Source organism: Clostridium sp. AF20-7, assembly GCF_003479275.1.
Taxonomy (GTDB): domain Bacteria; phylum Bacillota; class Clostridia; order Lachnospirales; family Lachnospiraceae; genus Otoolea; species Otoolea fessa.
Map to the genome: position 1 here is coordinate 313,527 of NZ_QUGF01000001.1, position 20,755 is coordinate 334,281.

The following is a 20,755-nucleotide window of genomic DNA, read 5'->3' on the forward strand; positions in this document are numbered from 1 at the left end:
AGGAAATAGAACATGAAAATATATGAAACGAAGGTGGAGGCAGGCACGAAGCAGTGGCTGAAAATTCCGGTGGATGAGGAATGCAGCCTGAAAGCGGCGGCTTTCTGTGGTTCAAGACCGGGAAAACGGTTGATTGTTACAGCGGGGGTACATGGCTGTGAGTACATAGGAATTCTGGCAGTTTCCCGTCTGATTCAGGAACTGGATCCGAGGCAGATGAAGGGAGAGGTTGTATTTCTTCCGATTGCTAATGAAGGTGGATTTTATAAGGAAATCAAGCAGCTGGTACCGGAGGATGGTGTCAATTTAAATCGGGCATTTCCGGGAACGGAAATGGGAAGCCGGTCAGCGAAGATAGCAGCAGCTGTGGAAACGTATCTGTATCCAGATGCGGACTTCCTCGTGGATCTCCATAGTGGAGATATTCACGAGATGGTAGTTCCGTTTGCCTTTTTTCCGGTGGCAGCAGGCGAGACGGTAGAAAAAAAGGCGGCTGCAGCGGCAAGAGCGATGTCTTTGTCGTGGAGAGTGGCATCAACGGCGAAAAATGGTCTGTACAGCTGGGCAGCGCAGAAAGGAATCCCGGCTCTTCTACTAGAACGGGGCGGACTGGGACGTTGGACAGAACGGGAGGTGGATGCATATCGGATAAACCTGTATGAACTGCTGGTTCATCTGGATATTTTGCCAGAAAGTATTCTGGAATCAGTCAAAGGAATGAATTTAAAAGATTCAGAAAGCTCCCCGGAATCAGAGGTACTTCCATCCGGGAAAATAGAGCAAAGGGAGATTCGGATCATGCGCTATCTGGAGGCACCGGGAAATGGATTCTGGTATCCGGCTATCCGGGAAGGAAGCTGCCTGAAAAAAGGAGATTTACTGGGAGAAATCCGGCGGCTTGACGGCAGCCTGATGTATCGTTATGAATCAGAGCTTGACGGCATGGTCTTTTACTATACCTTGTCACTGGGGGTAAGTGAGGGAGAACCGCTGGTAGCATATGGCGAATGCTAAGAAAAAAGCATCTTTGGATGAAAGGATCCAAAGGTGCTTTTTGCATAGGAAAAGACGGTCAATAAAAAAATATCTGTCAAAAAAAGGGGATTATATGGTATGATAAATAGCAGAAAATAGATTTTTGAGGATAAATATAGAAATAGAGGAATATATATGAGACGAATTAAGCTAGTGGTTTCCTATGACGGAACCGCCTACTGCGGGTGGCAGCTACAGCCCAACGGAGTCACGATCGAGGAAGTGTTAAACAAGGCGCTTTCTTCTCTTTTAAAAGAGGATATCCAGGTCATCGGGGCGAGCCGGACGGATTCGGGTGTCCATGCGATGGGAAATGTGGCAGTTTTCGATACCGAGAGCCGGATTCCGGGGGATAAGATCTGCTTTGCACTCAACCAGCGCCTGCCGGACGATGTGCGGATCCAGGCGTCGGAGGAGGTGCCGCTTACCTTCCATCCACGCAAGGCAAACTGCGTGAAAACCTATGAATACAAGATTTTAAACCGCAAGATCGATATGCCGCTGCAGCGCTTATACAGCTATTTCTGCTATTTCAATCTGGATTTAGAGAAAATGCAGAAAGCGGCATCCTATCTCATCGGCGAGCACGATTTTAAGAGCTTTTGTACGGTGCGGACCCAGGCGGAGGAGACGGTGCGGACCATCTACAGCTTAGATATCACCAAGGTAAATGACCTTATTACCATCCGGATCAGCGGCAGCGGCTTTCTCTACAACATGGTCCGGATCATCGCCGGGACGCTGGTTAAGATCGGCATGGGAGTTTACCCGCCGGAGAAGATGGAGGAGATTCTGGAGGAGAAAAACCGGGCGGCAGCAGGTCCTACGATCCCAGCACGCGGGCTGACGCTCGTAAGCCTGGAGTATGAAAAAGAGCTGGCACCGTACCTGGAGGGCGAAAATAAGCACTGGCACTATGTGCTCGATCAGAGAAATGTCCCGGAGAAAGGGCTTGCATACCTCACGATCGAGCGCTGTGAGCCGGAAGAGCTTGACGGCGTGCTGCGCCGCGTGATCCATCAGGCATACCGAAACGGCGCGAAACGGGTGTTTGTGCGGGATACGTTTGGAGAAGAGGGGAGCATCTGCGGATATTACCGGCTGAGACGGCAGCCGGAGACGGAAGAAGGCTGGCTGGAAGCCGTCTACGAGGGTGAACATCGGTGAGCATGAGTAGAACATTTGATTATCTGGTCTGTTTCAGCGTCTATTCGCTGATTATCCTGATTATAGGAAAATCATCGTTCGGTGAGAGCGATTCGATAGGGAAATTTTTTATCGGAGAACGGAAATGCGGGTTCTGGCGGCTGTTTTCCACCTTCGTCGGGACCTGGGTGTCCGCTGCGACCATTCTGGGATACACGGGCAATGTTTTTGAAAATGGAACCTCCGTGATCGCTGTGACGGTTATCCCGTGGTTCATCGGCGCGGGGCTGCTGTATCTCATCAGCGGTCGTATCTATGACTGCGACATGCTCACGATCCCGCAGTTTATCGGGGAGCGCTACCATTCCCGCTTTCTGCGGACCTGCTGTGCGCTGCTGCTCTCGGGCGGTTACGTTTTTTATCTGGTGATCCAGATAAAGGGATTTGGAATTGCGGCGGCGACGCTTTTAAATATTGATTATAAAGTTGCAATTTTTTTGGTTTATCTGTTTATTCTGTATTCTACCTTTGGAGGATTCAATTCGGTTACCAAGACGGATGGCGGAAACCTTATCATGCTCACGATCAGTATAGTGGTTGTCTATTTTGTCGTGGTCGGAGGAATAGAGGGAAGCGGATTTTTGACAAACGCGGAGGTGTTTAGCCGAAATGCGGCGGGCAGCGGGACGGACAGTTTTGGAAATCTGATGAAAGATTACAGCCTTACCATGTACCTCACGATGTTTTTTGGCTGGGGTATGGGGCTGGCAGCGAACCCACAGTATCTGATCCGGATTGTGGCGGCAAAGAGCCGTGAGACGGCGCGGAAAGTCCTGATCTGTTCGCTGGTGTTCTTGACATTTTTTTATTTCTGCCTGACCCAGATCGGTCTGGGGCTTCGGATCCTGTTTCCTTATCTGTCCTATTACTTCGGATCAGACGATATTTTTGTCTACGCAATTAATTATTTGCTCCGATCGCGGTTCAGCGGATTTTTCTTAATCAGCGTGATCGGCGCGTGCATGTCGACGGCGAACTCGCAGCTGCTTCTGATTGGCTCGATGATGTCCTACGATGTGGCGGCGCAGTATGGAAAATGGAAGAAAACAGAGGACCGTATCCTGGGGCTGACGCAGCTCTTTATCTTTCTCGGCGGAACGCTGGCGCTTCTGCTCTCCTTAAATCCACCGTCCAACAGCCTGTTTTTCGGCGCGGATATCTGGGGATTGTTTTCAGCAATTCTGACGCCACTTCTCTACGGCACGCTTTATTATAAGCGGGCAACGAGGACGGGCGCATGGGCGGCATTTGTGACAGGGGTAACCGGGACGGTGCTGCTTCAGCCACGCGAGCTGCCGGTTTACTGGGGATTTCCGGTGACGCTGTGTTCGACCCTGGTTTTTGTCCTTGCCCCGGTGCTGGAGAGTATATGGAAAAAACGTGCTTGCTAAAGGCGGGCATTTGGAAACATGAAGCTGTCAGACAACAGCGAGAAGGAGGCGAAAACGAGCGATGAATAAATGGCTGAAACGTCTTTCAAATTGGTTTTTCCAGATTGAAAATGAGGTCATGATTCCCTTTGTTCTGGTGGGAATCCTTGTCATCGGAAGTTTCAGCGTGATTTCCTATTATAATGGCTACACGATGCAGAAAAACAGCGAGCTGGAGCTGGCGGATACGCTGTTTGAGGATGTAAACCGCGATCTGCATTTTCTGGAAAAGCGTCTGCCGGAGGAGGAGATCGCGGAAAAATACCGGAATTTTGAGCGCGGGCGGATTCGGATTCTGGATCGTGACGGTGAGGAGATCACGGCTGGAACCCGTTGGGAAAACACATCGGTACTGGCAGTCAGCAAGGGGGACAATCCATTTGGCTGGCGGCTGGAGTACCGGATGGATGAGAGAATATTCGGGGAACGCATCTTAGAGCAGCAGAGCTATTTGGTAGTCGGCGCGATCGCGTCGCTGATTCTCATCTGCCAGGCAAGCATTTTCATTTCCCACAGTATCACGCGCCCCATCCGCCGGATGAGCCATACCTGTAAGGAAATCGAGGAAAACAAGGGCAGTTATCAGAAATACCGTTTTGAGGCGGTCAGCCGCCACGACGAGATCGGACAGCTGGCGGTTACCTTTGAGGGGCTGCTCAAAAACATGGATAATTACACGAAAATGGAATATACCAGCCGGATGGCAGCGACGCTGGCGCATGAGATCAAGAACCCGATCGCGGGCATCCGCTCCGGCATTCAGCTTTTAAAGGGCAGGACGGTCAAGGACGGCGATAAAATGCTCTGTGACAGCATGATCCATGAGATCGACCGTGTCACGGCGCTGATCATGAACCTTCTGACTTTGTCAATCCGGCGTGAATCACCGAAAACGGAGATTTCTGTGACCGGTGTTTTAAAGGAGATCGGAATGATCTATGCGAAAGGACCGGACAGCCGCCGCGCATCGCTTTTTGTGGAGGCAGAAGAGGGACTGAGGGCGTGTCTCAATGAAAATGAGTTTCGCCAGATCATTCACAACCTGATCAGCAACAGCCTGAGGGCGCTGGTACCGGACCGCGAGGGACAGATTAAGCTTATGGCAGCCGCGCAGGAGAAAGAAGTGATTGTGACGGTGCAGGACAACGGAAAAGGCATGACGGAGGAAGAAGTCTCCAAGGCGCTGGAACCATTTTATACAAAGAGCATCAACGGAACCGGGCTTGGGCTCTCAATCGTGAGCCGCCTGGTGGAGTCAAATGGAGGAACGATGGAGATCGTGAGCAAGCCGGGGGTAGGGACAGACGTGGTTTTAAAATTTCCGGGGAAAATGGTATAGTGTGACCATTTAATGAGGTATTTCACGAATTTAGTATTTAGAGTATAATGTTATGAAACAGGGAGGAGGATGCACATGGATCGAATTTTGATTGTGGACGATGAATTTCTGATTCGCTATACACTGGAGGAAGGACTGAAAGACAGGGGATATGACGCCTATTCAGCCGCAACCGTCGAGGAAGGGCTGGAGTTTGTCAGGAAATATCATCCGGGTGTGCTCCTTCTCGACAATCTCCTCGAAAACAGTGTCGGGATGGATGAGATTGTCAATTTCAAAAATGCAGATGAGGAACTGCAGGTCATCATGATGACGGCGTACGGTTCCGTCTCCCAGGCGGTTGAGGCGACGAAGCGCGGTGCATATGATTATATTTTAAAGCCGTTTGATGTGGATGAGATCGATATGCTGATCAAGCGGTGTCTGGAGCAGAAGCGCAACCGGGATTCACTCGTCTTCCTGAAAGGCGATGTGCCGCAGTTTTTAGGTGTCAGTGAGGCAGCTGCCCGGATCCGGCACCTTATTCAGGTGCTTGGGGAAAATTTGTCGGTCAATGTACTCCTGCGCGGGGAGACGGGAACGGGCAAGGAAGTTGTGGCGCGGCAGATTCATGCGAACAGCGCCCGCAAGGATAACCTGATGGTACGCATTAACTGCGGTGCGATTCCGGAAAATCTGATGGAGAGCGAGCTCTTTGGCTACGAGCGCGGCGCGTTTGCGGGGGCGCTCAAGACGAAAAAGGGCTTGATTGAGCTGGCGGACGGCGGTACGGTCTTTTTGGACGAGATCGGCGAATTGCCGATGGCGATGCAGACGAAACTTCTGACCTTCCTGGATGACCGGAAATTTAAGCGGATCGGCGCGCTGGAGGACACGGCGGTCGATGTTCGGATCATTGCGGCGACGAACAGAAATCTCGAGGAGGCGATCAAGGCGGGGCAATTCCGGGAGGATCTGTTCTACCGGCTGAATGTCATGCAGATCGAGATTCCGCCGCTTCGTGACCGGCGCGAGGATATCCCGGTGCTCTGTGACTATTACCTTGACTATTATAATAAAGCCTTTGCCCGCAATATCGAAAAAGTGGATCCGGATTTCATGCGGGAGCTGCTCTTGTACGACTGGAAAGGCAATGTCAGGGAGCTTAAAAATATTTTTGAGCGTTGTTTTCTCTTCAGCCAGGGAAATATCCTGGAAAAACACGTGGAGCTGGCGCCGGTCGAGCGGGAGGCAAGGCCGGAGAGCGGGGACTGCATCTATCTGAAAGATTTGAAAAAAGGACCGATCGACCTCGAGCAGGAGGTCGCGGCGCTGGAGAAACGATATATGTCGGAGGCGTTGAAACTTTCCGGCAATAACCTGACGCGGGCGGCGGCACTGCTCGGCGTCACCCGGTTCTCAATGAAACGGAAGATGGAGCGGGAAGACGGGGAGAAGTAGAAAAAGCAGAAAAACTGTATCAGGAGGAAGGACGAAAACGGTTGTCTGGTAAACCGGGTGCAGGAATGAATGGTAAAAGAGTGCAAAAAATCACATCGTGCAAAAACGCACGCCTAAAACGTGCGTTTTTGCACGATTTTTGTATATAAATTAAATTATTTTAAAAAATATTAAAATTATGATTGAAAAATACATAAAAGTCAGATAAAATATCATTAGAAGCAAAAAAACAAGGGGAACATACAAAAAACATCTCATCTTAAAAATAGTTTCCGATGGTTGTTGAAAACAGACAGAAGAAACGCTAAGCCGCAAAAATGAGATGTGTGAGCTAAGAAAGGGAGGAATGAACCATGTTTTATGTCGATTTAAACAGTGATTTAGGTGAGAGCTTCGGTAACTATACGATTGGTATGGATGAAGAAATTCTTCAGTACGTGTCTTCCGCCAACGTAGCCTGTGGATGGCATGCAGGTGATCCGATGGTTATGGATAAGACCATCGCACTGGCAAAGAAATACGGAACCGCAGTAGGAGCACATCCGGGATTTCCGGATCTGATGGGCTTCGGTCGAAGAAACATGGTGGTAACTCCGGAAGAAGCGAAAGCATATCTGAAATACCAGCTCGGCGCATTGAGCGCATTTACTAAGAGCCAGGGCGTAAAAATCCAGCACGTAAAACCGCACGGCGCATTCTACAACATGGCAGCTGTTGATGAGAAGCTGGCGAGAGCGATGTGTGAAGCAGTCTATGAAGTAGATAAAGATATCATCTTCATGGGTCTGGCAGGATCCCAGATGATCAAGGCAGCCGAGGAGGTTGGTTTACAGGCAGCGAGCGAGGTGTTCGCAGACCGTGCATACAACGATGACGGAACCCTGGTTTCCAGAAAACTTCCGGGAGCAGTCATCAAAGATAAAGACCTGGCAATCAAACGTGTCGTAAGAATGGTAAAAGAAGGAAAAGTTGAGAGCATCAACGGAAACGACATTTCCATCAAGGCAGATTCCATCTGTGTACACGGAGACAACCCAAAAGCGCTGGAGTTCGTAAAGAACATTCGTGAGACCCTGGTAGCCGAGGGAGTGGAGATTAAAAATCTGTTCCGCTAATACGTATATAAGGAGAAGAAAAATATGGGAGAAAAGAAAAAAAGTAATGCGAACACGACAGCCCTGATTGGCGCCGCGTTCCTGATGGCAACGTCTGCGATCGGACCTGGTTTCCTGACACAGACTGCAACCTTTACCGGTCAGTATGGCTCTATTTTCGCACTGGCAATCATCTGCACCATTCTTCTGGATGTTACAACCCAGTTAAATATCTGGTCCATCATCGGTGTGTCCGGTATGCGTGGACAGGATATCGCAAATAAAGTTGTTCCGGGACTCGGATATTTCATTGCGTTCCTTGTGTCTCTCGGCGGTCTGGTATTCAATATCGGTAACGTCGGCGGCGCCGCAACCGGTTTTAATATCGTATTCGGTTTCCCACTGAAAGTCGGAACCGTTGTAGCCGGTGTCATCGGTATCCTGATCTTCTTATCCAAGGATGCGAAAAACTTCATGGATAAGCTGACCAAATACTTAGGAAGCATCATGATTGTTACCGTACTTTATGTAGCATTCCGTTCCAAACCTCCGGTTGTTGAGGCAATCGGCAGTGTTGGACATCTGAACGAATTCCCGAATCTGGTATTCCCGATTATTACCCTGCTTGGCGGAAGCTGCGGCGGTTACATCACATTCTCCGGTGCACATCGTCTTCTGGATGCAGGTTTCTCCGGAACCAAGGATCTTCCGCACGTTCGCCGCTCCGTATTAATGGGCGTCAGCGTATCGGGTGTTATGAGAATTTTACTGTTCCTCGCAGTTTTAGGCGTTGTTACAGCAACTCCGGAAGTTGTTGGAAGCGAAGCATGGGTAGCAAGCCCGCCAGCAGCAGCTTTTAAGGCAGGCGCAGGCATCATCGGTTACAAGATCTTCGGTCTGGTTATCCTGTTTGCAGCTATCACCTCCATCATCGGTGCAGCGTATACATCCGTATCCTTCTTAAAGACCCTGCATCCGTTCATCATGGAGAATGAGAAATGGTTCGTTATCGGCTTCATCGCTGTATCGACCGTTATCATGACATTACTTGGACAGCCGGCAACTCTTCTGGTTCTGGCAGGTTCCGTAAACGGACTGATTCTTCCGATTACACTGCTTGTCATTCTTCTGGCAAGCCGCAGGAAAGATATCGTCGGTGAAAATTACAAACATCCGACCGTACTCATCGTACTTGGTGTATGCGTTGTTCTTCTGACCGGTTACTCAGGAATCAAGGCTCTGCCGAAGATTCTTACCATCTTTGGTTAATGAATGAAAAAATGCAAAAAATGTGGTAAAATAATAAAAAACGATTAAACGGACAGGCGCCCGGCGGACTGGCTGGATGAGCACGCAGATGGCTGGCTTATGGCAGCAGGTCTGCCGGGCGTTTCCCTGTAACTGGCTTGTTGGGTCGGAAGCAGTTTTTAGGTTTTTCGAAGAAAAGCAGAACAGGCAGGCGGGGGCTTCGTTTATCTGACAGGAGGTATATATGAGCGAGGTAAGATACCTTGTAGCGGGCGACAGCGCTGTGTGCGTTGAGTTTGGCAATGAAATCAGCCCGGAGATCAACAAGAAAATCCGCGCATTCAAGATTGCGGTTGAAAAAAGCGATATACCGGGAATTGTGGAGACGGTTCCGACATACCGCTCCTTATTAGTACATTATCATCCGGAAGTGATCGGATTCAAGGCACTCACAGAAAAATTTGATAAATTGATGGGTTCCTTATCCAGCATTCCGATCCCGCCGCCAACCGTTATCGAAATTCCGGTTCTCTACGGCGGAGAGATGGGTCCGGATATTGAAAATGTTGCGGAGCACAATCACAAGACCGTGGAAGAGGTCATCAAGATTCATACATCTGAAGAATATCTAATCTACATGATTGGATTCATCGCTGGATTCCCATATCTGGGCGGCATGAGCAAAGAGATCGCAACCCCGCGTCTGAAGAGCCCGAGAGTGAAGATTGAGGGCGGCTCCGTTGGTATTGCCGGTGAGCAGACCGGTATCTACCCGGTAGCATCTCCGGGAGGCTGGCAGTTAATTGGACGGACTCCGTTAAAACTCTATGATGCAGACCGCGAGAAACCAGTGCTTCTGGAAGCGGGACAGTATATCAAGTTTGCTGCAGTAACCGAGGAAGAGTATAAAAAGATCGAAAAAGAAGTCGAAGATGGAACCTACAAATACGTTGTGTACGATAAGGAGGTATAAAGATGGGCATTAAGTTTGCAAGCGGCGGATTCCTCACAACCGTACAGGACATGGGACGCACCGGCTATCAGGAGTCCGGTATGTCTGTATCAGGCGTTATGGATCAGCGTTCCGCAGCGATCGCGAATATTTTGGTGGGAAATGATGAAAACGAGGCGGTTCTGGAAGTAACCCTGATGGGACCGATGATGGAATTTACAGAAGACAATATTATCGCAGTAACCGGCGGCAATCTGGTTCCGAAGGTAAATGGAAAAGATCTTCCGATGTATCAGGCAGTTTTAGTACATAAGGGCGATTCCATGAACTTTGCCGGTATGACAAGTGGAAGCCGCGCGTACATTGCAGTGGCAGGCGGGCTGGATATCCCGGTACAGATGGGCAGCAAATCCACTAACTTAAAGCTGAAAGTAGGCGGTTATCAGGGAAGAAAGATCGGCGGCGGAGACGAGATTGGTTTTGCTGCTCCGAAGACGACCCTTCCAAATATGAGAAAGAGAAAAGTGACGCCGGAGGACTTCTCCCAGACTGAGAAAACCATCCGCGTTGTCATGGGACCGCAGGATGACTGCTTTACCGAGAAAGGTGTAGAGACGTTCTTAAGCAGCACATATGCATTTACGAATGAGTCCGACCGTATGGGCTGCCGTCTTGAGGGCGAGGTCATCGAGCATAAAAATGGTGGCGATATTATTACAGACGGTATCGCCTTTGGTGCGATTCAGGTGCCGTCCCACGGACAACCGATTATCATGATGGCGGATCATCAGACCACCGGCGGTTATACGAAGATTGCTGGTGTTATCTCTGTGGATCTTCCGCTGGTTGCACAGTCCAGACCGGGTTATAAAGTACATTTCCAGAAAGTAACGGTTGAGGAAGCACAGAAGCTCTACATTGAGCAGGTGGAAAAACTCAAGGCACTCAAAGAAGAATTGGCAAAAGTACCGGAATCGTGCGGAGAACTCGATGCGGTGATTCAGGTAGCGGTTGGATGTGAATCGAAGAGATACTGGAATCCGATTGGAACCTACCGGGTTGTGATCGATGGAACTGAATATATGGTTGAATTAGAGGAAGAGACTGAAAGATTCAGATAAACCTCAGATGTATTGAAAGATATGGAGGGAACGTATATGGCAGATTATAGCAAAATGACACCACCGGAAGTATGGAAACTGATTCGGACTGGCGAGATTACCCGCCCGACGGCTGGCATGTGTGCCGGATATGCACAGGCAAATTTGGTTATCCTGCCGAAGAAGTACGCGGATGATTTTAAAGAATTTGCAAGAAAGAACCCGAAACCGTGTCCAATCCTGGAAGTCGTAGAGGGCACACCGGATATCCACGATATGGGCGAGGGCGCGAGCATCGTGACGGACATCCCGAAATATTTCATTTACCGCGACGGTGTGAAAGTCGATGAGGTGACAGATGTTTCTTCTTATTGGAAAGAAGATTCGGTTGCATTCCTGATTGGCTGCAGCTTCTCCTTTGAGGAGGCGCTTATGAAAGCCGGCATTGAAGTGCGCCATATCGCGCAGGGCTGCAATGTTTCCATGTATAAGACCAACATCCAGTGTGAGAGCGCCGGCGTGTTCAAGGGACCGATGGTTGTCAGCATGCGTCCCATGACCCCAGAAAACGCACAGAAAGCCAAAGAGATCACAGACCGTTATCCAAACGTACACGGCGGTCCGGTCCAGATCGGCGATCCGGCAGCGATCGGTATTAAGGATATTTCCAAACCAGACTATGGCGATCCAGTCGAGATCCGCGAGGGTGAGATCCCGGTATTCTGGGCTTGCGGCGTTACCCCTCAGGCAGCGATTGAAAATGCAAAACTTCCGTTAGTCATTACCCATGCACCGGGACATATGTTCATTACCAATGTCCTGAATACGGAGCTGAATGATTATCTGGAAGCGAAGAAGCAGAAATAGGCAGAATCGGTTCTGCCATTGCAGGAACGGTTTTATCGAAAAATAAGGTTTGACGGAGATTTCCCAGTCTCCTTCAAATAAATTCTCTTGAGAAAAGAGAAAAAGTTCATTACCAACCTAAAAAGCGGCGAAAAGGGAAGATGGAATCTGAGAGGAGGAAGTCTTCCTTTTTCATGTGTATCCCATGCGTATATCAGATGCATGGAATGAAACGAACTTATCTTGTAAATCCGGGGAAAAAACCTTGTATTTTCAAGGAAAAACCGCTTGACACGTCCGGAAGCGTGTAATATAATAAGTCAGTATGACATGAGTCAGGAAGATGTCGGCACCAAAGCCCCGGAGCAGGCATTTCATGATATAGTTAATCTCAATTATATGAAGTAAAACAGGAGGTCAACCAATGAAGAGTTTTATGGCTAGTCCAGCAACAATCGAAAGAAAATGGTATGTAGTTGACGCTACAGGATATACATTAGGTCGTCTTGCATCTGAGGTAGCAAAGGTATTAAGAGGCAAGAACAAACCGATCTTCACACCGCACATGGATTGCGGCGATTATGTAATCGTAGTAAACGCAGAGAAGATCAAAGTAACCGGTAAGAAGATGGATCAGAAAATCTACTACAATCACTCTGATTATGTAGGTGGCATGAGAGAGACAACCCTTCGTGAAATGATGGCTAAGAAGCCGGAGAAGGTTATCGAGTTAGCAGTTAAAGGTATGCTTCCAAAGGGACCTTTAGGAAGAAGCATGATTACAAAACTTCATGTATACGCAGGTCCGGAGCACGAGCAGGCAGCTCAGAAGCCGGAAGTTTTAGAAATCAAGTTTTAATTAAAGGCACTGGAAGGAGGAAACTATAATGGCTAACAAATTTTACGGAACAGGCAGAAGAAAAAAATCTATCGCTAGAGTATACCTTGTACCGGGAACCGGCAAGATTACTATCAATAAAAGAGACATCGACGAGTACTTTGGTCTTGAGACCCTGAAAGTGGTTGTTCGTCAGCCGCTCGTAGCAACCGAGACAGTTGATAAGTTCGATGTACTTGTAAATGTACGTGGCGGCGGCTTCACAGGTCAGGCTGGCGCTGTAAGACACGGCATCTCCCGTGCACTTCTTCAGGCAGACGCTGATTACCGTCCGGTACTGAAGAAAGCAGGCTTCTTAACTCGTGACCCGAGAATGAAAGAGCGTAAGAAATACGGTCTCAAGGCAGCTCGTCGCGCGCCTCAGTTCAGCAAGAGATAATCTGCTGTTCAAACCGTATCAAAATGGTTCAAAAACCCCGGAAAATCAAGGTTTTCCGGGGTTTTACTATATCTAAACGGGCTGATATAGTTTGACCAAATTTAGCAAAACGAGAGCCGTTTTCACCCAATTTTTAGTGGTCCGCAAGTGGTTAACCGGCCAAAAAGAGGGCAAAAAGAGGGTCAAGTGGTGCCCAAAGTGGTTAACCGAGAGCCGATTTTGTGGGTGTTTTGGGGGCTACTTTTCAGCCATCTTTCCCCTCGTTTTTGGCTGTGGCAGTTTGGCATAGTTTGACCTAATTTGAATAATTGAATATGAATTTGATACAGCACTCAGTGTAAAATGACTGGGTGCTTTTTTCATTTCAGGAACTCATATTCCGGCCATAGAAAGAGCCGTCACTTCACTTTTTATTTTGGAGTGGCGGCTTTTTCTATTTCCAGAAGCAACAGCAACAATCAGAAATGAGGTGAAGTCAATGAACACGCAAATCATCGCCATCGCCAACCAGAAGGGCGGCGTTGGCAAAACCACCACCTGTGCCAATCTTGGAATCGGTTTGGCACAGGCCGGAAAGAAAGTCCTGCTGATCGACGGAGATCCGCAAGGAAGCCTGACTATCAGCCTGGGCAATCCACAACCGGACAAGCTGCCCTTTACGCTGTCGGACGCTATGGGGCGTATCCTGATGGATGAGCCGCTTCGTCCCGGCGAGGGTATCCTGCACCACCCAGAGGGCGTAGACCTGATGCCTGCGGACATCCAGTTATCCGGTATGGAGGTATCCCTGGTAAATGCCATGAGCCGTGAGACTATCTTGAGGCAATATCTGGACACGCTGAAGGGGCAATACTCCCATATCCTCATCGACTGCCAGCCCTCCCTTGGGATGCTCACAGTCAATGCGCTGGCCGCTGCAAACAGGATCATAATTCCCGTTCAGGCGGAGTATCTGCCCGCCAAAGGGCTGGAACAGCTGCTCTCCACGGTAAACAAGGTAAAGCGGCAGATCAACCCCAAGCTCCAGATAGACGGTATCCTGCTGACGATGGTTGACAGCCGAACCAACTTTGCCAAAGAGATTTCCGCACTTTTGCGAGAGACCTATGGCAGCAAGATCAAAGTATTCGGCACAGAGATTCCCCATTCTGTCCGGGCAAAGGAAATCAGCGCCGAGGGAAAAAGCATTTTTGCCCATGATCCCGGTGGCAAGGTGGCAGAGGGCTACAAAAATCTGACGAAGGAGGTGTTGAAACTTGAAAAGCAGCGCGAAAAAAATAGAGCTGGCATCGGTAGATGATCTGTTCTCCACCGAAGAAGGCCGCCAGGATGCAAAGCTGGAAAAGATTCAGGAAATTCCGTTGTCTGAACTGCATCCGTTCAAGAACCACCCATTCAAAGTCAAGGATGACGAAGCCATGATGGAGACCGCTGACAGTATCAAGCAGTATGGCGTTCTGGTTCCGGCCATTGCCCGACCGGACCCGGAGGGCGGTTATGAGCTGGTAGCCGGACACAGGCGGCACAGAGCCAGTGAACTGGCAGAAAAGGAGACCATGCCGGTCATTGTTCGGGATTTGGATGATGATGCCGCTACAATCATTATGGTTGACAGCAATTTACAACGAGAAAGCCTGCTCCCCAGTGAAAGAGCATTTGCTTATAAAATGAAGCTGGATGCCATTAAGCACCAAGGAGCCAGGACGGATTTAACTTCGGCCCAAGTTGGGCCGAAGTTGACTGCGGCAGAAAAAATCGCGGAGAACAGTCCAGATAGCAAATCACAGATTAAGAGATTTATCCGTCTGACAGAGCTGATTCCTGAATTGATGGATATGGTGGATGAAAAGAAGATTGCCCTGAACCCTGCCTATGAGTTGTCCTTTCTCAAAAAGGAGGAACAGGTAGACCTGCTGGACGCGATGGACAGTGAACAGGCTACCCCTTCTCTTTCCCAAGCCCAGCGGCTCAAGAAATACAGCCAAGAGGGGCATCTGACCCTCGATATGATGCGTGTCATCATGGGTGAGGAAAAGAAAAGTGATCTGGACCGAGTGACATTTACCTCTGACACTTTGCGGAAGTATTTCCCCAAAAGCTACACGCCCCAGCGGATGCAGGAAACCATCATCAAGCTGCTGGAGGCATGGCAGAAAAAGCGTCAGAGAGACCAGGAACGATGAAAGGAGCCGCCTATGAGGGATATTTCAGCCCGTGAGCTGAAAGGACACAACATTCTCGCCGTAGAGAGGTTTTGGGATAATACCCGCTGGATGATCGAGTTTTCCGTCCTGCGTCCCAGCACTGCTTACGGCAGCCGCGGAGATGAAATGCGGTTGTTTTTGACTGAGGACGGGTATCAGACCGCCCTGCAAAGCCAACAGCGCCGGGAGATCAAAATCGAGCGTTACGCTCGTGTGATTGAGGGACATATCCTCGATTTCAAACCGGGAAAACGCCGCCGCTCATAAACCCATACAACGAAAGGAAAGGAATGACTATGTGTACGGTAAAGGAAATTCAAGAAGCAATCCGGGAAGATTGCAGATCTCAGCATGACATGGATTCAACGGATATTGACCGCGTGATGCAAACACTTCCTTTCGCCCAGGAGGAGCCATTTACAGAGGCGCGTCCCCAAAAGCCGCTGTTTTGGTTCTATGCAAGAAAATTTGAAAAGCGCTGAACACCGCAATTCTTTGAAATGAGGATTGCGGTTTTTTGTACCCAAAATTCGGAAGGAGTGAGGTCGATGGCCGTTTTTCGCATTGAACGGACCCGTGATTATACCGTGATGAGCAATCATCATTTACGAAATGCAAATCTGTCGTTAAAAGCCAAGGGGCTGCTTTCCATGATGCTGTCTTTGCCAGAGGACTGGAATTACACTACCCGTGGCCTTGCAAAGATCTGTAAGGAAGGCGTGGATGCCATCGGTGCTGCCCTGCGTGAACTGGAAGGAGCCGGATATATCGTGCGCCATCAGAGACGCGATAAAAGTGGGCGGATTACAGATACCGAGTATGTCATCTATGAACAGCCCCAGCCAGATATGTCCCAGCCGGATACGGCTTCACCAGATACGGAAAACCCGGATATGGTAAGACCGGATATGGAAAAGCCCGCAGAATTAAATATAGAGAAATCAAATACAGAAAAATCAATTACTTATGGATCAAGTACCGATTCCATTCCCTTCCGGGAAACAGCGGCGGCAAGACCGCCGGAACGGAAAGGAAGGGATGCGATGTCTGTCACAGAGATAGAAAATTATCGGGAGTTGATTTTGGAGAATATCGAGTATGACTGCTTGAAGCAGCGTTATCCTCTCTACCTGGATGACCTAAATGAGATCGTAGAGCTGTTGGTCGAAACGGTCTGTGCCAAACGAAAGACCACCCGGATCTCTGGGGCAGACTTCCCTCACGAGATCGTGCGTTCCCGTTTTTTGAAACTGGACAGCTCCCACATCGAGTTTGTCATGGACTGTCTGCAAAAGAATACCACCCAGGTACGCAACATGAAGCAGTACCTGCTTGCAGTGCTGTTCAATGCGCCTACCACCATGAACAATCACTTCACTTCATTGGTCAACCACGATATGCACGCAGGCGGCTGGTAAAGGCCGCCTTTTATCATGCCAAAGGAGGCACGACATGAACCAGATGGAAATTTTCAAAAACCCGGAGTTTGGCAGTATCCGGGTCATCGAAGAAAACGGCAAATACCTGTTCTGCGGAACGGATGTGGCCGCTGCGCTGGGGTACAGCAATCCCCGCGATGCAATTATCCGCCATTGTAGGTATGTCGTGAAACGCGACGCACCTCACCCACAAAGCCCCGACCGCAAAATCAGTATGACTTTTATCCCCGAAGGAGATTTGTACCGCCTGATCGTTCACAGCAAATTGCCATCGGCAGAGCGGTTTGAACAGTGGGTATTCGATGATGTCCTGCCTACTATTCGTAAGCACGGGGCCTATCTCACAAAAGAGAAGCTGTGGGAGGTTGCCACTTCTCCGGAGGCTCTGATGAAGCTCTGCTCAGACTTGTTGGCTGAGCGTGAAGCGAATATTTCTCTGCGTAAGGAAAATGCACAGCTGGAGGGCAAAGCCGCTTTCTATGACCTGTTCATCGACTTAAAGCACAGCACCAATCTCAGGACTACCGCCAAAGAGTTGGATGTCCCGGAGCGCCGGTTTGTTCGGTTTCTGATAGAACGGCGGTTTGTGTACCGCACGGCATCCGGCAATGTGCTGCCTTATGCCAATGTGAAAAATGCAGGGCTGTTTTGCGTCAAAGACTACTGCAACCACGGTCATACCGGTTCCTACACGCTGGTCACGCCCCAGGGCAAGCTCTATTTTGCTCAGCTGCGGGAGATGATCTTGCTGGTCTTATAAGAACAGAAAGGAAGTGGGTTTTATGCAGGAAGGAAAAACAATCGGTCAGCTGATGGAGGAAATGCGTCAGAAAGCCGGGGCGCAGAACTATCACGGCCATGACTACATGGATCTTCAGCGATTTGCGGAGAACACCCGGCACATGATTATTTTTGATGTGCTGACGAATGACTCCCCGGTGGGCTGGAAAGGAGAACGAACCCGCCTGTTTTTGTCAGATATAGGCTATGAAAAAGCTCTGGACAGTCAGGCAAAGGGGCAGATCAAGATTCTCAGCCATGCAAAGGTCAGAAATGGAGATTTGTTTTATGACCACAAAGAACAGATACGATAGGAGGAATCTGATATGAATGAGGAAAAGAAAGTCCCCTTCAAGTGGGAATATGGGGAAGAAACCATATCGCTGCAACTTGGGATGTATGCGAATAATCAGCGGCTTTATATCGGCATGATTACCCATACAGAAGATGGAGCAGAACCGTTTGCAGATATGACGGTGAACCTACCGGGATATTCCCTGGACCCCGGAGAGGCGTTTATTTCCGGTGACATCAGCAAGGACCTGCTGCGATTCATCAAAGAGAACAAATTGGGGAAGGTGCTTCCCTATCAGGTGCAGTCCGGTTATGGAAAATATTCTGCCGTTGCCTTTGATCTGGAGAAGTTGAAGGTATTTGATCCCAAAGGTGTGGCAGAGTTTCGGGAAGAGTGGAATTTGCCGGATAAGAAGCCGGTAAAGAAAAAGAGCCGCGGGATGGAGCGATGAAGAAATATTTTCTCCGGCGGCTGGTGGTCCCGCCTTAGAAGAAAATGCACCACCCCTGCACATTTTGTGGAAAGGAGGCGATGAAAATGCAGGAAGAAGTGGAAAACAGAACTTTAACGCTGGTTGTCAGTGGAACAAAGTTCACCGGCAGGCTGCTCAAAGCCGCCATCAGCAAGTACATGGCCCACTGCAAGGAAAAGAAGCTGCAAAAGCAAAGAAGCCGTGACGCTCCTGTGACACCCCACGGAAAACAGACCGTCAAGCAGCTCATTGGTCAGAATCAGGGAATCTCCAATATCGAGATCACAGACCCTTCCATCAAGGAATTTGAGAAGATCGCCCGGAAATATGGTGTGGACTATGCGGTGAAGAAAGACCGCAGTAGCTCCCCACCCAAGTACCTGATCTTTTTCAAAGGCCGTGACGCCGATGCGCTGACCGCTGCATTTACCGAGTACACCAGCAAAAAGGTCAAGAAGGCCGAGAAAACAGAACGCCCGTCTGTGCTGGCAAAACTCAGTCAGTTCAAAGAGATGGTCAAAAATGCCGTGGTGGACCGCACCAAGCGAAAGGAGCTGGAACGATGAAAAAGCAGTTTGACATCAAAAAGCTCGTTTTGCTGAACCTGCCCTATCTCCTGATGGGGCTGTTTACTACCAACTTCGGGGAGGCATGGCGACTGGCTCAGGGGGCAAATGCTTCAGAGAAATTCCTTTCTCTGTTTGCTGTCCTGCCTGGGGCGCTGCAAAGCATCTGGCCCAGCCTGCACCCGCTGGATCTGCTGGTGGGGCTGTGCTGCGGTGCTGGCCTGCGTCTGGCGGTGTATCTCAAAAGTAAAAACGCCAAGAAGTACCGTCACGGCATGGAGTATGGTTCTGCCCGTTGGGGAACCCATGAGGACATTGCACCCTACATCGACCCGGTATTCCAGAACAATGTGATTCTGACGAAAACGGAGAGCCTGACAATGAACAGCCGCCCCAAGGACCCAAAGACCGCCAGAAACAAAAATGTGCTGGTGATTGGCGGCTCCGGTTCCGGTAAGACCCGCTTCTGGCTCAAACCGAATCTGATGCAGATGCACAGTTCCTATGTGGTCACAGACCCGAAGGGAACCATTTTGGTGGAGTGCGGAAAAATGCTCCAAAGGGGCGCACCCAAGCTGGGGAAAGACGGAAAGCCTATGAAGGATAAGCACGGCAAGGTCATTTATGAGCCGTACCGAATCAAGGTCCTAAATACCATCAACTTCAAGAAGTCCATGCACTATAACCCTTTCACCTATATCCATAGCGAAAAGGACATCTTGAAGCTGGTAACAACGCTGATCGCCAATACCAAAGGCGAAGGCAAGGCCGGAGACGATTTCTGGGTAAAAGCAGAAACCTTGTTATACTGCGCGCTTATTGGCTATATCCATTATGAGGCTCCGGTGGAGGAACAAAACTTCTCCACCCTCATTGAGTTCATCAACGCCATGGAAGTCCGTGAGGATGACGAGGAGTTCAAAAACCCCGTAGACCTGATGTTTGATGCACTGGAAGCCGAGAAGCCAAACCACTTTGCGGTGCGCCAGTATAAGAAATATAAGCTGGCCGCCGGAAAAACAGCCAAGTCGATTTTGATTTCCTGCGGCGCTCGCCTTGCCGTGTTCGACATTGCAGAGTTGCGTGAGGTCACGGCTTATGATGAGCTGGAGCTGGATACTCTGGGAGACAGGAAAACTGCTCTGTTCCTCATTATGAGTGATACGGATGACAGCTTTAACTTCCTGATCTCCATGTGTTATACCCAGCTTTTCAATCTGCTCTGCGAAAAAGCCGACGATGTGTATGGCGGCAGGCTTCCGGTTCATGTGCGCTGTTTGATTGATGAGTGTGCTAACATCGGGCAGATTCCGAAACTGGAAAAGCTGGTGGCCACCATCCGAAGCCGTGAAATCTCTGCCTGTCTGGTGTTGCAGGCACAGAGTCAGCTCAAGGCGATCTATAAGGATAACGCAGATACCATCATCGGTAACATGGATACATCCATCTTCCTGGGCGGTAAAGAGCCGACTACCCTCAAAGAGCTGGCTGCCGTGCTGGGCAAGGAAACCATCGACACCTACAACACCGGAGAGAGCCGTGGGAGGGAAACCTCCCATTCACTCAACTATCAAAAATTGGGGAAAGAGCTGATGAGCCAGGATGAGCTTGCTGTTATGGATGGAGGCAAGTGTATCCTCCAGCTGCGCGGTGTGCGTCCTTTCCTTTCGGATAAGTACGACATCACCAAGCACCCCAATTTCAAGTACACTGCCGACGCGGATGACAAGAACGCTTTTGATATTGAAGCATTCTTGTCCGCAAGGCTGAAACTCAAGCCCAATGAGGTCTGCGATGTATATGAAGTAGACACAAAGGGCGCTTAATTTCGTTCCGCTTTAGAAGGGAGTGATCTTATCTATTCGCCGCACCTGCCCTCTATGGGCCATTGGCGTACAAAGCGGACAATTGCAAGAAAAAATAATGAAAAAGGAGGACAGCCGGAATCATGCCCCCCGGAAACCGGGCGGCAGATTGTTCCGGCTTTTGTATGCCTATGAGACATGACAAACCTATTTTTTAATCAGATTCC

Annotated in this window: 22 protein-coding genes; all 22 read left to right on the forward strand. The window is 49.4% G+C overall.

What is annotated here, in order from left to right:
• The first annotated feature begins 12 nt into the window (after window positions 1-12).
• The 22 genes from DWX68_RS01525 to DWX68_RS01635 all read left to right on the forward strand — a co-directional run bounded on the left by DWX68_RS01525 (window position 13) and on the right by DWX68_RS01635 (window position 20,549).
• Window positions 13-1,014 carry a succinylglutamate desuccinylase/aspartoacylase family protein gene (locus DWX68_RS01525; protein WP_118481850.1) on the forward strand — a complete coding sequence of 334 codons (1,002 nt, stop codon included), beginning with the start codon at window positions 13-15 and terminating at the stop codon, window positions 1,012-1,014.
• A gap of 156 nt (window positions 1,015-1,170) precedes the next feature.
• Complete coding sequence (truA, locus tag DWX68_RS01530) at window positions 1,171-2,202, forward strand: tRNA pseudouridine(38-40) synthase TruA (protein WP_118628428.1); 1,032 nt, start codon at window positions 1,171-1,173, stop codon at window positions 2,200-2,202.
• 2 nt (window positions 2,203-2,204) lie between these two features.
• A complete protein-coding gene (locus tag DWX68_RS01535) occupies window positions 2,205-3,632 on the forward strand; it encodes a sodium:solute symporter family protein (protein WP_118293461.1) in 1,428 nt (475 codons plus the stop codon).
• A 61-nt stretch (window positions 3,633-3,693) separates the two neighbouring features.
• Window positions 3,694-5,010: a HAMP domain-containing sensor histidine kinase gene (locus DWX68_RS01540; RefSeq protein ID WP_118628429.1), complete on the forward strand. Its 1,317-nt coding sequence runs from the start codon at window positions 3,694-3,696 to the stop codon at window positions 5,008-5,010.
• 75 nt (window positions 5,011-5,085) lie between these two features.
• Window positions 5,086-6,450 (forward strand): sigma-54 dependent transcriptional regulator, encoded by a 1,365-nt coding sequence (locus DWX68_RS01545; RefSeq protein ID WP_107000771.1) that lies wholly within the window; start codon window positions 5,086-5,088, stop codon window positions 6,448-6,450.
• Window positions 6,451-6,803: 353 nt separating this feature from the next.
• A complete protein-coding gene (locus DWX68_RS01550; protein ID WP_022358636.1) occupies window positions 6,804-7,565 on the forward strand; it encodes a 5-oxoprolinase subunit PxpA in 762 nt (253 codons plus the stop codon).
• A gap of 24 nt (window positions 7,566-7,589) precedes the next feature.
• Window positions 7,590-8,813: an NRAMP family divalent metal transporter gene (locus DWX68_RS01555; protein ID WP_107000770.1), complete on the forward strand. Its 1,224-nt coding sequence runs from the start codon at window positions 7,590-7,592 to the stop codon at window positions 8,811-8,813.
• 223 nt (window positions 8,814-9,036) lie between these two features.
• On the forward strand, window positions 9,037-9,765 hold the full coding sequence (gene pxpB, locus DWX68_RS01560; protein WP_022358506.1) for a 5-oxoprolinase subunit PxpB: 729 nt from the start codon (window positions 9,037-9,039) through the stop codon (window positions 9,763-9,765).
• Window positions 9,766-9,767: 2 nt separating this feature from the next.
• Entirely contained in the window at window positions 9,768-10,865 is a 1,098-nt protein-coding gene (locus tag DWX68_RS01565; protein ID WP_118522218.1) for a biotin-dependent carboxyltransferase family protein, read from the forward strand.
• Window positions 10,866-10,901: 36 nt separating this feature from the next.
• On the forward strand, window positions 10,902-11,711 hold the full coding sequence (locus DWX68_RS01570; protein WP_022358508.1) for a putative hydro-lyase: 810 nt from the start codon (window positions 10,902-10,904) through the stop codon (window positions 11,709-11,711).
• Window positions 11,712-12,114: 403 nt separating this feature from the next.
• Window positions 12,115-12,549 (forward strand): 50S ribosomal protein L13, encoded by a 435-nt coding sequence (rplM, locus tag DWX68_RS01575; RefSeq protein ID WP_107000767.1) that lies wholly within the window; start codon window positions 12,115-12,117, stop codon window positions 12,547-12,549.
• A 28-nt stretch (window positions 12,550-12,577) separates the two neighbouring features.
• Window positions 12,578-12,967, forward strand: a complete 390-nt coding sequence (gene rpsI, locus DWX68_RS01580) for a 30S ribosomal protein S9 (protein ID WP_022358510.1) — start codon at window positions 12,578-12,580, stop codon at window positions 12,965-12,967.
• 478 nt (window positions 12,968-13,445) lie between these two features.
• On the forward strand, window positions 13,446-14,267 hold the full coding sequence (locus DWX68_RS01590; protein ID WP_024738648.1) for a ParA family protein: 822 nt from the start codon (window positions 13,446-13,448) through the stop codon (window positions 14,265-14,267).
• Window positions 14,224-15,150 carry a ParB/RepB/Spo0J family partition protein gene (locus DWX68_RS01595; protein WP_062807364.1) on the forward strand — a complete coding sequence of 309 codons (927 nt, stop codon included), beginning with the start codon at window positions 14,224-14,226 and terminating at the stop codon, window positions 15,148-15,150. The genes DWX68_RS01590 and DWX68_RS01595 overlap by 44 nt, the downstream gene beginning before the upstream one ends.
• Before the next feature lie 12 nt (window positions 15,151-15,162).
• The gene (locus DWX68_RS01600) at window positions 15,163-15,438 is read left to right on the forward strand and encodes a DUF5720 family protein (protein WP_118628430.1); all 276 of its coding nucleotides are present in this window, start codon (window positions 15,163-15,165) and stop codon (window positions 15,436-15,438) included.
• Between the two features lie 29 nt (window positions 15,439-15,467).
• On the forward strand, window positions 15,468-15,653 hold the full coding sequence (locus DWX68_RS01605) for a hypothetical protein (RefSeq protein ID WP_110104044.1): 186 nt from the start codon (window positions 15,468-15,470) through the stop codon (window positions 15,651-15,653).
• 66 nt (window positions 15,654-15,719) lie between these two features.
• Window positions 15,720-16,589: a DUF6017 domain-containing protein gene (locus DWX68_RS01610; protein ID WP_110104043.1), complete on the forward strand. Its 870-nt coding sequence runs from the start codon at window positions 15,720-15,722 to the stop codon at window positions 16,587-16,589.
• A 34-nt stretch (window positions 16,590-16,623) separates the two neighbouring features.
• Complete coding sequence (locus DWX68_RS01615; RefSeq protein WP_110104042.1) at window positions 16,624-17,370, forward strand: phage antirepressor KilAC domain-containing protein; 747 nt, start codon at window positions 16,624-16,626, stop codon at window positions 17,368-17,370.
• A gap of 22 nt (window positions 17,371-17,392) precedes the next feature.
• The gene (locus tag DWX68_RS01620; protein WP_006775629.1) at window positions 17,393-17,704 is read left to right on the forward strand and encodes a DUF5720 family protein; all 312 of its coding nucleotides are present in this window, start codon (window positions 17,393-17,395) and stop codon (window positions 17,702-17,704) included.
• A gap of 12 nt (window positions 17,705-17,716) precedes the next feature.
• Window positions 17,717-18,136 (forward strand): DUF4313 domain-containing protein, encoded by a 420-nt coding sequence (locus DWX68_RS01625; protein WP_006775630.1) that lies wholly within the window; start codon window positions 17,717-17,719, stop codon window positions 18,134-18,136.
• A gap of 86 nt (window positions 18,137-18,222) precedes the next feature.
• On the forward strand, window positions 18,223-18,723 hold the full coding sequence (locus tag DWX68_RS01630; RefSeq protein WP_002570687.1) for a PcfB family protein: 501 nt from the start codon (window positions 18,223-18,225) through the stop codon (window positions 18,721-18,723).
• Entirely contained in the window at window positions 18,720-20,549 is a 1,830-nt protein-coding gene (locus tag DWX68_RS01635) for a VirD4-like conjugal transfer protein, CD1115 family (RefSeq protein WP_118628431.1), read from the forward strand. Before DWX68_RS01630 ends, DWX68_RS01635 begins: the two co-directional genes overlap by 4 nt.
• Window positions 20,550-20,755: the final 206 nt, after the last annotated feature.

What these genes read in the sequence shown, in the direction of transcription:
- DWX68_RS01525 (WP_118481850.1), top strand. Translation starts at nt 13, where the DNA reads ATGAAAATATATGAAACGAAGGTGGAGGCAGGCACGAAGCAGTGGCTG.
- truA (WP_118628428.1), top strand. Translation starts at nt 1,171, where the DNA reads ATGAGACGAATTAAGCTAGTGGTTTCCTATGACGGAACCGCCTACTGC.
- DWX68_RS01535 (WP_118293461.1), top strand. Translation starts at nt 2,205, where the DNA reads ATGAGTAGAACATTTGATTATCTGGTCTGTTTCAGCGTCTATTCGCTG.
- DWX68_RS01540 (WP_118628429.1), top strand. Translation starts at nt 3,694, where the DNA reads ATGAATAAATGGCTGAAACGTCTTTCAAATTGGTTTTTCCAGATTGAA.
- DWX68_RS01545 (WP_107000771.1), top strand. Translation starts at nt 5,086, where the DNA reads ATGGATCGAATTTTGATTGTGGACGATGAATTTCTGATTCGCTATACA.
- DWX68_RS01550 (WP_022358636.1), top strand. Translation starts at nt 6,804, where the DNA reads ATGTTTTATGTCGATTTAAACAGTGATTTAGGTGAGAGCTTCGGTAAC.
- DWX68_RS01555 (WP_107000770.1), top strand. Translation starts at nt 7,590, where the DNA reads ATGGGAGAAAAGAAAAAAAGTAATGCGAACACGACAGCCCTGATTGGC.
- pxpB (WP_022358506.1), top strand. Translation starts at nt 9,037, where the DNA reads ATGAGCGAGGTAAGATACCTTGTAGCGGGCGACAGCGCTGTGTGCGTT.
- DWX68_RS01565 (WP_118522218.1), top strand. Translation starts at nt 9,768, where the DNA reads ATGGGCATTAAGTTTGCAAGCGGCGGATTCCTCACAACCGTACAGGAC.
- DWX68_RS01570 (WP_022358508.1), top strand. Translation starts at nt 10,902, where the DNA reads ATGGCAGATTATAGCAAAATGACACCACCGGAAGTATGGAAACTGATT.
- rplM (WP_107000767.1), top strand. Translation starts at nt 12,115, where the DNA reads ATGAAGAGTTTTATGGCTAGTCCAGCAACAATCGAAAGAAAATGGTAT.
- rpsI (WP_022358510.1), top strand. Translation starts at nt 12,578, where the DNA reads ATGGCTAACAAATTTTACGGAACAGGCAGAAGAAAAAAATCTATCGCT.
- DWX68_RS01590 (WP_024738648.1), top strand. Translation starts at nt 13,446, where the DNA reads ATGAACACGCAAATCATCGCCATCGCCAACCAGAAGGGCGGCGTTGGC.
- DWX68_RS01600 (WP_118628430.1), top strand. Translation starts at nt 15,163, where the DNA reads ATGAGGGATATTTCAGCCCGTGAGCTGAAAGGACACAACATTCTCGCC.
- DWX68_RS01605 (WP_110104044.1), top strand. Translation starts at nt 15,468, where the DNA reads ATGTGTACGGTAAAGGAAATTCAAGAAGCAATCCGGGAAGATTGCAGA.
- DWX68_RS01610 (WP_110104043.1), top strand. Translation starts at nt 15,720, where the DNA reads ATGGCCGTTTTTCGCATTGAACGGACCCGTGATTATACCGTGATGAGC.
- DWX68_RS01615 (WP_110104042.1), top strand. Translation starts at nt 16,624, where the DNA reads ATGAACCAGATGGAAATTTTCAAAAACCCGGAGTTTGGCAGTATCCGG.
- DWX68_RS01620 (WP_006775629.1), top strand. Translation starts at nt 17,393, where the DNA reads ATGCAGGAAGGAAAAACAATCGGTCAGCTGATGGAGGAAATGCGTCAG.
- DWX68_RS01625 (WP_006775630.1), top strand. Translation starts at nt 17,717, where the DNA reads ATGAATGAGGAAAAGAAAGTCCCCTTCAAGTGGGAATATGGGGAAGAA.
- DWX68_RS01630 (WP_002570687.1), top strand. Translation starts at nt 18,223, where the DNA reads ATGCAGGAAGAAGTGGAAAACAGAACTTTAACGCTGGTTGTCAGTGGA.
- DWX68_RS01635 (WP_118628431.1), top strand. Translation starts at nt 18,720, where the DNA reads ATGAAAAAGCAGTTTGACATCAAAAAGCTCGTTTTGCTGAACCTGCCC.